The 12,599-nt window shown below is 31.9% G+C and carries 9 protein-coding genes; all 9 read left to right on the top strand.

Annotation, left to right across the window (positions count from 1 at the left end; genetic code table 11):
* The first annotated feature begins 6 nt into the window (after positions 1-6).
* A complete protein-coding gene (locus AAEO57_RS07130; RefSeq protein WP_341691014.1) occupies positions 7-2,157 on the top strand; it encodes a GumC family protein in 2,151 nt (716 codons plus the stop codon).
* Positions 2,158-2,167: 10 nt separating this feature from the next.
* Positions 2,168-3,394: an MATE family efflux transporter gene (locus AAEO57_RS07125; protein WP_341691012.1), complete on the top strand. Its 1,227-nt coding sequence runs from the start codon at positions 2,168-2,170 to the stop codon at positions 3,392-3,394.
* The gene (locus AAEO57_RS07120; RefSeq protein WP_341691010.1) at positions 3,385-4,500 is read left to right on the top strand and encodes a glycosyltransferase family 4 protein; all 1,116 of its coding nucleotides are present in this window, start codon (positions 3,385-3,387) and stop codon (positions 4,498-4,500) included. The genes AAEO57_RS07125 and AAEO57_RS07120 overlap by 10 nt, the downstream gene beginning before the upstream one ends.
* Positions 4,500-5,807 carry an O-antigen ligase family protein gene (locus AAEO57_RS07115; protein ID WP_341691008.1) on the top strand — a complete coding sequence of 436 codons (1,308 nt, stop codon included), beginning with the start codon at positions 4,500-4,502 and terminating at the stop codon, positions 5,805-5,807. Before AAEO57_RS07120 ends, AAEO57_RS07115 begins: the two co-directional genes overlap by 1 nt.
* Before the next feature lie 115 nt (positions 5,808-5,922).
* Complete coding sequence (locus AAEO57_RS07110) at positions 5,923-8,283, top strand: nucleoside/nucleotide kinase family protein (protein WP_341691006.1); 2,361 nt, start codon at positions 5,923-5,925, stop codon at positions 8,281-8,283.
* Position 8,284: 1 nt separating this feature from the next.
* A complete protein-coding gene (locus AAEO57_RS07105) occupies positions 8,285-8,974 on the top strand; it encodes an acyltransferase (protein WP_341691004.1) in 690 nt (229 codons plus the stop codon).
* On the top strand, positions 8,971-10,197 hold the full coding sequence (locus tag AAEO57_RS07100) for a glycosyltransferase family 4 protein (RefSeq protein ID WP_341691002.1): 1,227 nt from the start codon (positions 8,971-8,973) through the stop codon (positions 10,195-10,197). Before AAEO57_RS07105 ends, AAEO57_RS07100 begins: the two co-directional genes overlap by 4 nt.
* A 1-nt stretch (position 10,198) precedes the next feature.
* Positions 10,199-11,269 carry a glycosyltransferase family 4 protein gene (locus AAEO57_RS07095; protein ID WP_341691000.1) on the top strand — a complete coding sequence of 357 codons (1,071 nt, stop codon included), beginning with the start codon at positions 10,199-10,201 and terminating at the stop codon, positions 11,267-11,269.
* A 120-nt stretch (positions 11,270-11,389) separates the two neighbouring features.
* On the top strand, positions 11,390-12,598 hold the full coding sequence (locus tag AAEO57_RS07090; protein WP_341690998.1) for a DUF1972 domain-containing protein: 1,209 nt from the start codon (positions 11,390-11,392) through the stop codon (positions 12,596-12,598).
* Position 12,599: the final 1 nt, after the last annotated feature.

Genomic DNA, 12,599 nt, shown 5'->3' with positions numbered 1-12,599 from the left:
ACAGATATGAATGAGAATTTACGAATATTAAAACCATTTTTCAGAGGACTGCCTATTATAATTTTGGCAGTTGTAATTTCGATTCTGGCGGCCAAAAAATACCTTAATTATGTAACTCCGATGTATGAAAGTACAGCAAAGCTAAAATTGGCTGATGTTCAGGAAGGGGTTCCCAGCGCTAATCTTTTTAAGGATTTTGATGTTTTCGCTTCAGCAAATAAAATAGCGACAGAAATCGAAGTTTTAAAATCATCCTTATTAATAGAAAAGGCTATTGATGAACTGCCATTTGATAAAGAAATATACAGAAAAGGCAGCATGCGGTCTGTAGAATTGTTCAGGAATTCTCCCATTTTGATAGAAGGCACTTTTAGCTCTGAGGAGGCACTTGATAAAAAATATGGTTTGGATGTGATTTCTAATAAAGAGTTTATATTCTTTTACCCGAATTCAAAAAAAGGTATAAAAGGTTCATTTGGAAAGCTTTTTACAATTAAAGGAGGCACTGTTTTAATTCATTTGAATGAACCTTTTATAAAATCTAAAAAAGACCTTAAAATTATTGATTTTTATGAGTTTGAGTTTTTAAGTAAACAAAAATTAATGGATAAAATCAATAAAAATCTCGATATCGTATCGGTTGATAAAGATGTTCCTGTAATACGTATAAATCTAAAAAGCAATGTACCTGAGAAAGCGGCTTTGTTTGTAAATAAACTGGCAGAAGTATATGTAAAAGATTATATAGAAAGCAAATTCAGAGCTGCAGATACTACAGTTGATTTTCTAAAAGAAGAGATTAACAGTTCTAATAAGAAACTTGCAGCTTCAGAAAATAATATTCGAAATTTTAAAGACAAAGAGCATATCATCAACATACCTCAGGAAACTGAAACAGATTTAAGAAAAATTGCACAGCTAAAAATAGAGAAAGCCAATTTGAAAATGAGCCTTGACGCCATTAAGGATTTAAATAAATATATCGCCAACCGTAAAGGAAATTTCCTTGATTTAGCTCCAAATTTTGAAGCTTTTACGGATCTTCTCTCTACAGAGATGGTCAAGAATATGAAGAACTTACAGGCAGAAAAAAAAGATCTTTTGCTTACATATACTCCTGAAAATGAAAAAGTAAAAGTGATTGATGCCAAGCTAAAAGATTTGACAGACTATCAAATTGAGAGCATAAAAAATACAGAGAATAATCTGCAGATAAAATATACTGAACTTTCACGAGAAATTAAAGAATCTGAAAAAGCTTTTATAGGTCTTCCGGAAAAAGAGAAAAAATTGGCCATTTTAAACAGGGATTTTAATTTATATGAAAAGAATTATAATTTTCTCAATGAAAAAAGAATTGATGCCGAAATAGCAAAATCAGCTAAAATTGCTTTTCATAAAGTAATAAGCCCGGCTGAAATTTCTACCTCTCCAGTTTCTCCAATTCGGGCTATAATTATCATTGTTGCAGCTATTATGGGAATGTTTGGTTCTATAGTATTAATCTATATAGTTCATTTTGCAAAAGCAAAAGTAAACGATACCTATACGATAGAAAAAAACAGTACAATTCCTGTCGCAATTGCAACTCCATTTATTAAAAAAAGAGAACAAACTGATGATCATTTTTTGAAAGAAGCATTGCAAATGGAACTAAAAGGGCTGATACAGCAAAAAGGTATCATAACCATTAGTTCTTATGACAAAACAAGAGAGCATTTGTTTCATTCTAAAAATCTTATCAGGGCTTTCTGTACTCAGGGAAGAAAGGTACTAGTAGTTGATACGACGGGAGAACTTCAGAATCAGGTAAATGACAACAATTATATCAATCTATCGGGCTCAAAATATCTTAGAGCGACACAGTCTGTATTTAAAAATGAAATTGGAGAAAAAATGAAAGATTACGATCTCTGTATCATTCATAACCAAAGTATAAAAAAAGGAAGACTGGCTCTGTTGTTTATGAGTTTAGCGTCTCAAAACTTTATAATACTTGATAGCCGAAGAACAGCGGAGAAGAGTATAGTAAACATTGAACTATTACAGGAAGAGTATCATTTGCCAAACCTGTCGTTTATACTCAATAAAGCAGGTTATAATCCAAGTATATTTTTGTCTGTGAAAAAAATATACAACAAATATTTTAACCATTAATTTTTACAAAATGGACTTACTAAAAGCTTTCATAGCCAAAGATTCTTTTTTAGCTTTTGTTGACCAGGTTATTAGCAGCGGAACCAATTTTTGCCTGACAATCCTGTTAGCTCAGAAGCTGGATATTAAAAGTTTTGGTCTGTACTCTTCAATAGTATTACTTCTTTATTTAGCAGTAAGTATTATGAATGCCCTGATTATACAGCCATTTCAGGTTATGGTTGCAAAAATAGAAAAGAGAAAACAATACATCACAGCTTTATTTCTTGGGACGGTCTTACTATTATGTATCCCCCCAGTATTTATAGTAATACTGTCCCTTTTTTTTATAAAAACCAGCTTGTTTCAGGTGAGCGCTGGTGTATTGATTTGTTTTGTTACAGGATTTTTGATTAATGATTTTTTCAGAAAATTACTTTTGGGCTTGTCCAGAATTAAAGAGGTATTAATTATGGATATTTTGTTCCTGATTTTTATTCCTTTTGTTTTTGTATTGGATGGAATAAAACTGTCGCAAGTACTACTTATTATAGGACTCAGTAATTTGATTGTAACCTTGCCGGGATTTTTATTTATGATAAAAAACTATGAAAAACCTGCTGCATGGCGATTATATGCTCCAGCTCATATTAAAGAAGGAAAGTGGTTGTTAAGTGTGGCAGTTGTACAATGGAGTTCAAGCAATTTTTTTATTTTGGTTGCAGGTATTTATCTGGGTATTGAGGCTTTAGGAGCTTTAAGACTCGTACAATCTTTTTTCGGCATAATTAATATTGGATTACAAACAATTGAAAATTATTTCCTGCCTAAAATAGCTTTATTATACCATGAAAATGTTATAGCAGCAAAAGAATATCTGCTTAGGCTAACTTTTGCGGGAGCGACTGTTTTTGGTTTATTAACACTGGTGTTTTTTATTTTTTCGAATCAAATAATAGTGATGGTAGGAGGTCAGAAATATCAGTATTATGGTTATGTCATCAAAATGGTAGCGTTGCTTTATTTTTTCATTTTCTTAGGATATCCAATACGAATTGCAGTGAGGATATTAATGTTGAATAAGATTTTTTTCACAGGGTACTTATTCTCTTTTATTACTTCACTGGTTACGTTTCATTTTTTATTAAAATATTCGGGACTTTACGGAGCTGTGACAGGGCTAATACTCAATCAAATCATTATGATTTTATATTGGAAATATCAATTACACAAAAAACAATTTCAGTTATGGAAATAATTCACCTAATTCTCGGAAAAGCAAATCCCCAAAGAATGAATGGGGTAAACAAAGTAGTGCATCAATTGGCAGAAAAACAAGCTGCTTTTGGAGAAAAAGTAGTTGTATGGGGCATTACCGAAAATCTGGAAATAAATTTTGAAGCCCGTAATTTTGAGACAAGACTGTTTCAAAAAAGAAAGTTTCCTTTTTTCTTTTCAAAAGAACTTAAAGAAGCAATAATCAATACAAAAGGCAACGCCATTTTTCATCTTCATGGAGGCTGGATTCCGGTATATTATACTTTGGCAAAATTGTTTTTTAAGCATGATATAAAATTTGTCTTTACACCACACGGTGCTTATAATACCATTGCCATGAAAAAAAACAGTCTGTTGAAGAAAGTTTACTTTTATTTTTTTGAAAAAAAGATACTTCAAAGAGCTTATAATATTCATTGTATTGGTAAGAGCGAAGTACATGGTCTAAAAAGAATTTTTAACACAAAAAAAATAATTCTGCTCCCTTATGGTTTCGAAAATAATCCTGTAATAGAGTTAAAGAAAGTGGCAGAGGATAATATTATTTTTGGATTTATAGGCAGGCTGGATATTTATACCAAAGGATTAGACACTTTGATAAAAGCATTCAAAAAATTTCATGTCAAAGAACCCTCTTCCGTGCTTTGGATTCTTGGAGACAGCAAAGAAAAGCAGGAGTTACAGCATATTATTTCCAAAAATTCATTAGATAATAGTGTGATACTTTACGGAAGTAAATTTGGTCAGGACAAAGATGAATTATTACAGAGAATGGATGTTTTTGTTCATCCGTCTAGAAATGAAGGGCTGCCGCTTTCGGTTATTGAAGCGGCCAGTTACGGAAAACCCTGTATCGTAACAGATGCTACAAACATTGGTTCAGAAGTTGTAAAATACAACTCCGGCAGAACAATTTATTGTCAGAGCAGCGAAAAGCTGGAAAAAGCAATGAGCGAGATGTTTATGATTTACAGCAAAAAAGAAGAGTTTATAGCCATGCAGCGTAACGCAATCAATATGGTAAGAGAAAATTACAACTGGAATAAGCTTCTCTTGAAATTTAATACGGACTTATATCAAATATAATGGAAAAGACCATCATAGACCACAGCTCTTTTTTGAAAACAATCAATAATTATATGTTTATTGTTTTACTGCTCATGGTAGCTTGTTTTTTTACATGGAGCGAAAATGTAACTATTACCCGGGGCATAAAGGTGGTCGGCCGAATGGGGCTGATGTTTTCTTCAATTCTCATATATAGTAAGATAATAAGATACGGGGCAGTAAACACATTAAGTTATAAAAACATATTTTCTCCCTTATTTTACTTTGGGTATTTAGGACTGGGTTTTTTGTCTTTTATGTGGAGTACTAATCCTGGATTTAGTGCCTTGCAATGGTTTATGACTTTTCAAAGTATGGTTTTTACTTATTTTTTTATCAAAAGCATAAAAATATTAGATGCTTTTTTTGAAGGGCATTCCATACGATTGTATCATCTTTTAGGAAATTCAGTATTTGTTTTACAAACCATTTTTGTTGCCGGAATGTGGATTGATCCCGATACTTTTTTCAGGCTCACCAATGGAGGTGAGGAGGCCAGGCTGGGCGGTGTAATGATGAACCCCAACGAACTGGGAATGCTTGCCGGGGTTGGTGTCGCCTGCCTTATTTTTGATTTGTACCGAAAAAAAAATAAAGTATGGACTATTATAAAAATTCTGGTGATTTTTTATGCTTTATTTATGACAGGTTCAAGATCTTCATTAATAGGTGTTTTATTAATTATTTTTTTTCATATCAATCAGACTAAAAAGAAAGGGTTAAAACTGGCTATTATAGCAGGAGTACTTATGGTTGTTCCATTTGCTGTAAACCAAATTATTTTAAAAGGCGGCGATCAAAAGCGTCTGGAAGAAATAATGACTTTAACCGGACGATTACCTTTTTGGCAGGCACTGATAACCGAAGGTTTACCCAGAGAACCTTTATTGGGCTTTGGTTATATGAGAATTGATTACAAAGAGTTTTTTCAAAGTGTGCATACTTATCCCGGAAAAATGACACATAATACCTTTATGCAGGTACTCATGAATCTGGGCTTTATTGGGCTATGCACGGCCATTTTTCAGTTACTCTTTACCCTCAGGGCTTTTTTTTATGAGGATAAAGAAAATCGTTTAATGCTTATCGGAATTCTTATTCCGATTCTAATAAATTCATTTACAGAGTTTGGAATTTTTGGTGAAAGTAATTATGGGATCTTGTTTTATCAAATGATCATTTTTTCTGTTTGTTTTAAAAGTAACAAACATTTGACTTCAGAGCAGAAAATTTATTTAAGAAAAAGAAGACCAGATCTTATAAGTAAAGATTTCCAAATAATATAATTTTTCCATAATCTGGAAAATAATGAACAATGACAATTGTTTAAGTTGTTGTTTTTCAGTGGTTTGCTGTTTGGGCATGGTTTTTTAAAATGTATTTATAATAAAATTTTTTATTATGGAAAATATATTTAGCAAAATCGGATACACTATTTCTAATCAAAAAAATAGCGAGCAGGATGTAGTTCAGGATGTTCTTTTTATTAAAAATCCTAACGGCTCCATCAGATGGATTTGGAACGCAAATAATTTAGAGCCTCTTTTTCTGAAATTTTACAATGTGGGAGGCATCCGGGCCAAAATCTTTACATGGGCAGTCAAAATTATCTTTAAATTAAAAGTACAGAAAGTTGTTTTTAATAAAATGACCTATTATTTTAAAAAACAGGAAAACTCCTTTTTTGATTGTACAGATAATTGGGCATTATTTACAGGAACCGTTGGCACTAATAATAAGGCTATTTTATATGCTGATGCTTCTTTTTTTAAAATAGCAACAACTTCTAATGCAAAAAGACTAATAAACTCAGAACATAAAATTTTATCTAAGATAGCTTTTGATTTTTTTCAAACGCCAAAGTCAAAACAAATTTCAGAGAATGTCATTCAGCTCTCGGATATAAGCTGTGATGGGAAACGTACCAAAAGAATTGAAATTGCACATCTTAAGGCATTAACTGAAATGAATTTTAGAGGACATCATTTAATTCAAATCAAAGATTGGAAATTATTCAATGAATTAAAATTTGATTTCAGTCAAATCAACGACGACAGGATACCCAAAAACATGATCAGAAAGATAGAGAGGCTCCTTGATGGCATTTCTCAGGAGGATTATATCAATGTATCGCTTTCGCATGGTGATTTTACCTCATGGAACATGTTTGAGAGTAAAGAAAAAATTTCATTGTACGATTGGGAGTTATTTGCTTATGACAGACCAACAGGATTTGATTATTTTCATTTCATCATACAACAGGGAATTTTAGTAGATAGAAAATTATGGAAAGAAATTTATAACGATATAGAAGAGCAATGCAGCGGTGAATCGGCCAGTTTTCTTTTTAATTACGATTTGGAAATTCAGGCTAAATATTTAAAGTTTTATTTACTTATAAATTGTATGAGTTACTTAAAAACTTATGCTCTCCAACCTAAATGGCACCTTCAGGTAGATTGGTTATTACAAATATGGAATGAGGCTTTGAACGAATTCGTTATTAAAGAAAAAACAGCCAGGGAGCTTATAATCATGGATGTTTTTGATGCCTTACAAAACAAGGAGTATGCATCTATTAAATTTCCAAATGATTATCCGGACAAACTCAGTATTAATTCTGATATCGATATTCTGATTAATAAAAGTCTTTCTTCATCCATTTTTAATTTAATCACAAACCATTCATTAGTGGTAAAAGTATCGCAGAACAAAAAATCTTTTATGGATACTTTGCAAGCTGTAATGATAGATGGTTCCTTTTTATCAATTGATTTAATTTGGGAATTTAAAAGGAGGAATATTGTTTTTATGGATGCAAAAAAAGCCTTAGAAAATGCTTGTATGAATAGCTTTGGAGTAAAAACTTTATCGTTTTTAGATACTCAAAGTTATCTCAATAGATTTTATATTTTGAATGATGCAGCAGTTCCCCAAAAATATAAAATGTACAAAGAACATACAGCAAATCAAATTATAAAAAATGATTTTAATCAGGACATTCAGGACGTTTGTCTGAATAAAAGAGATTTGCTTAAAGAACTCAGTAGGGATAAACAAAACAAGGGGATTTATTATTTAAGGAATTTAGTTTATTATCTGTATGACAAACTTTTTTGCAGTTTTTCTAAAGGGTATGTAATAACTTTTAGTGGTGTAGACGGAGCCGGAAAATCTACCATAATTGAAAATGTAAAAAACATGGTCGAAAAGCAGCTAAGAAAGCCTGTAGTTATTTTGCGTCATCGTCCTTCTGTACTGCCTATTATCAGCGTTCTTTTTAGAGGAAAAAAAGCTCAGGAAAGTTTTGAAAACACACTGCCCCATTCAGGAACTAATAAAAGTGTGTTCTCTTCTTTAGTACGTTTTGCCTATTATTATGCAGATTATTTTTTTGGTCAGTTTATTATTTTAATAAAGTATACTATTAGAGGATATGTGGTGATTTATGATCGTTATTATTTTGATTTTATTGAAGATAGTAAAAGAAGCAATCTTATTTTATCCAAAAAAATATCATTCTTAGGATATAAATTACTGCTCAAACCTAAATTCAATTTTTTTCTTTTTGCAGATGCAGAAACTATTCTTAACAGAAAAAAAGAATTAGACGAGAAAGTTATAAATGAACTCACAATTAACTATTGCAATCTCTTCAGTAAATTGGAAAAAATAAGCAGTTCTACAGTTTATAAAACAATTGAAAATAAAGAAATTGATCAGACCCTAAGCATTGTTTTACAAACTATAATTAATAAATAATATGAAAGCTCTTTTACAAAAACTTATACAGCTGCGAAATCCTACTTTTAAGTTTGATGAGAATTTAGATTCATTGGCATTATTACAATTTTTTTGGATACAAGGTATTGCTATTATCAGAGGAGTATTTGTTGTTTTTTACTTCAAAAAGACAAAAGGACTTATGCTTGGGAAAGCGGTTACTTTTTTTAATCCTTCAAAAATACATTGGGGAAGGTTTTTAAAATTAGGTAATTATGTTGCTATTTCAGCTCTGGGTAAAAACGGAATTTGGTTTGGAGATAACGTTAGTATAGGAGCTTTTAGCCGGGTAATAATTTCAACTTCCCTAAATAATTTAGGAGACAGGATTATAATAGGGAATAATGTAGGGATTGGTGAATTTGCTTATCTGGGCGGAGCAGGCGGTCTGGAAATTGGAGATGATTGTATCGTAGGACAGTATTTAAGCTGTCATCCGGAGAACCATAATTACGAGCATCAGGACGTTTTAATAAGACATCAGGGAGTTACCCGAAAAGGAATAAAGATTGGTAAGAATTGCTGGATTGGAAGTAAGGTTACCATTTTAGACGGGGTAGAAATTGGAGATGGCTGTGTGATAGCTGCAGGGAGCGTAGTTACTAAATCATTTCCTAAAGATAGTATTATTGGAGGAGTGCCTTCTAAACTTTTAAAATCGAGATTATGAGTACTAAAATTATTTTGGCCAGCTGCTATGCCATAAATCCTTTTAAAGGATCAGAAGATGCAATGGGATGGAACTTTGTAAAACAAATAGCCCGGTTTAATAAGGTAATTGCTGTTACCAGAGAAAATAACAAGGCAGCAATAGAATTTTATATGCAACAAAATCCGGATGAAATTTACAACAACATTACTTTTTTATATTTTGATCTTCCGTATTGGATGAGATTTTGGAAAAAAGGAAGCCGAGGCGCTATGCTGTATTATTATATGTGGCAAAAAGGAATCGTGAAGCATATCAAAAGCAAAAAACTCAATTTTGATATTGTGCATAATGTAAATTTTCACAATGACTGGACGCCAAGTTTTTTATGGAAACTAAAAAAGCCTATGGTTTGGGGACCTGTAGGGCATCATCCGCTTATTCCGGGTGTTTATTTAAGGTCTTATTCATTAAAATATTTTATTAAAGATCGTCTTACCTGGCTTGTAAAGAATATGTTCTGGAATTACTCAACAGCTCTTAAAAAAACAGTAAGCAATGCAAGCCATATATGGTGTATGAATACGGGAGTAGTAGAAAAACTTAATCTCAAAGGAAGTTCTTATTCTGTATTTCCTTCTGTAGCTTCAGAGGATTTTAGTAAAGGTGTTAATGACAAAAAAAAGAACTTTCATGTGATAAGTGCCGGACGCTTTGTACCACTCAAAGGATTTGATCTTACCATTCGTTCTTTTATTACTTTTTTATATTCTATTCCTTTATCAGACCGAGCCAATTGTAAACTAACACTTGTTGGATCAGGGCCAGAGAGAATGTTTTATGAGAAAATAATTGCTGAGAGTAAGTTTCAGGATAATATAGAAATAATCGAATGGATTGAACGTAAAGAGTTGATGAAATTGTATGAAAAAGCAAGCGTATTTATGTTTCCATCACATGAAGGGGCTGGAATGGTAGTAGCAGAGGCTTTATCGTTTGGTTTGCCTGTAATATGTCTTGATAATATTGGTCCGGGGCAATACATCACACCCGACTGTGGTTTTGTAATTCCTCATTCCGATTATTCTTCAACAATTTTTAATCTGAAGGAAGCTTTAAATAAATTGTATCTAAGTAATAAATTGCTTTTAGACATGAGCATTAACGCAAGAAAACGCTATTTAGAGAGATTTACATGGGAGAGTAGAGGAGAGCATTTAAATACAATTTATAATACTTTATAAAATGAGAATTATTGCCATTCATTTATTAAACGATTACAGCGGTAGCCCTAAAGTATTGAAACAATTGCTTAGCGGATGGGCTAAAAGAGGTTTTGAACTACAGTTGTACACCTGTAGTGGACGTGAAGGTTTTCTGTCTGGATTACCAGATGTAAAATATCAATTTTACTGGTATAAATTTATGAGAAATCCTTTATTGAGACTTCTTTTTCTTATGACCAGCCAATTTTTACTTGCGGCTAAGTTGCTGTTTAATTTGAAAAAGAACGATGTGGTGTATATCAATACCGTGCTTCCTTTTGGGGCTGCGATTGCTGGAAAACTAAGAGGTAATAAAGTGATTTATCATGTGCACGAAACGAGTATGAAACCCATATTATTCAAGAAATTTCTTTTTGGAGTACTGAATTTATTTGCAGATGAGGTAGTTTATGTTTCGGATTATTTAGCAAATAGTGAATCTGTAAATGTTCGAAAAACGGTGATTTATAATGTTTTAGAAGAGGATTTTGTAAAACAGGCTTTAGTAAATAAAAGTTTAGACAAAGAAAAACAGATTGTTTTAATGATATGCTCATTAAAGGCATACAAAGGAGTAGATGAGTTTTTAAAATTAGCGCAGACTAACTCAGGATATTTATTTAAACTGGTGGTAAATGCATCAATTTTAGAGATAGAGCAATATTTTAATGATGTAAAAATTCCTAAAAATTTAGTTGTTTATCCCACACAAACAAATACACATTCATTTTATAAAGAAGCAAGTGTTGTATTGAATTTATCAGATCCTAAACTTTGGGTAGAAACATTTGGTTTAACCATTCTTGAGGCTATGGCGTATGGTCTGCCTACAATTGTTCCTCAGGTTGGAGGCGTCACAGAACTAGTCAAAGAGGGCAAAAACGGTTACTTAATAGAAAGTAAAAAAATTGATCAGATTTCAGATAAGCTAAACAAACTTTTTGAAAACAAGGAATTATATAGAGCAATGAGTTCTAATGCTTTTGAAATGAGTAAACAATATCGTTTAGAATTATTTGAAAAAAAATCTTTTGAACTAATATTCCAATAAATGAAATAGAATCCAAAATATGGAAAATTTCAATTCAATTGTATTTTTAAAGCATTGTAAATCAGTGGTTTTTGTTTTTTAGTACGATTTTGGCATAGTATATTTTAAATTTAATAAGCTATGAAAAATAAAAGAATCGCCATTATTGGCACAGTAGGTTTACCGGCAAAATATGGAGGATTTGAAACCCTTGCAGATCATTTGGTAAGCAACTTATCTGATAAATATGATTTTACGGTTTATTGTTCTAAAAAGAAATATAGAAAGGAAGAGCGGTTATTATCATACAAAGGAGCAAAGCTGCATTATATTCCGCTTGAAGCAAATGGAATCCAAAGTATCCCTTATGATTCTCTTTCCATTCTCCATGCTTTGTGGCGTAATGATGTTTTATTGATATTGGGTGTAGCAGGTGCCTGGTTATTGCCCTTTGTAAGATTGTTTACAAACAAGAAAATTATAATCTCTATTGATGGTATAGAATGGAAAAGGGATAAATGGTCTTTGCTGGCAAAACTATATTTGTGGTGGTCAGAGAAGATTGCTGTTAAATATTCGCATATCGATATTTCAGATAATGAATCAATACAGGATTACACAGCAATTCGATACAAAACATTAAGCCGGGTTATTGAGTATGGAGCCGATCATACGATGAAGGTATCGCCCAAAAGTGATGATTTTGAAAAGTATCCATTTTTGAAAACAAAATATGCTGTAAAAGTATGTAGGATTGAACCGGAGAATAATGTTCATTTAGTATTGGAAGCTTTTAAAATAAAAAGCGAGATGACTTTAGTTCTTGTTGGCAATTGGAATAATAGTGATTATGGTCAAAAATTAAAGCAAAAATATAAAGATGCGGTTAATATTAATTTATTAGATCCCATATACGAACAGCGTGAAATAGATTTAATCAGAGGAAACGCATCGTTATACATTCACGGACATTCTGCCGGGGGAACAAATCCTTCTCTTGTTGAGGCAATGTATTTAAAGCTGCCTGTTCTTGCTTTTAAAGTTTCTTATAATATCACAACTACCGAAGGTAAAGCAGTTTATTTCTCGTCTGTAGAGGATTTAGTTGGAGAATTAAACATTCTTTCTGAAAGAGAATTGCTAAATATAGCGCATCAAATGTCAATAATTGCAGAAAGACGTTACACCTGGAAAACTATATCCAGATTATATGAACTGTTAATTAAAGAAGCAGTTTCAAGCAAAGAAAAAACTTGCGTTTCTTCGGAACTGCAAAGTTTGGAGACCTCTTTTTTGCAGGATTATCAATTACTTCATTTACAGAATAGTAATTTTTTTTACGAAAACTAAA

The sequence above is a fragment of the Flavobacterium calami genome (assembly GCF_038290035.1).
GTDB classification, from domain to species: Bacteria; Bacteroidota; Bacteroidia; order Flavobacteriales; family Flavobacteriaceae; genus Flavobacterium; species Flavobacterium calami.
The sequence above is the reverse complement of the archived record's forward strand: the minus strand, read 5'-3'. Positions and strand labels throughout refer to the sequence as shown.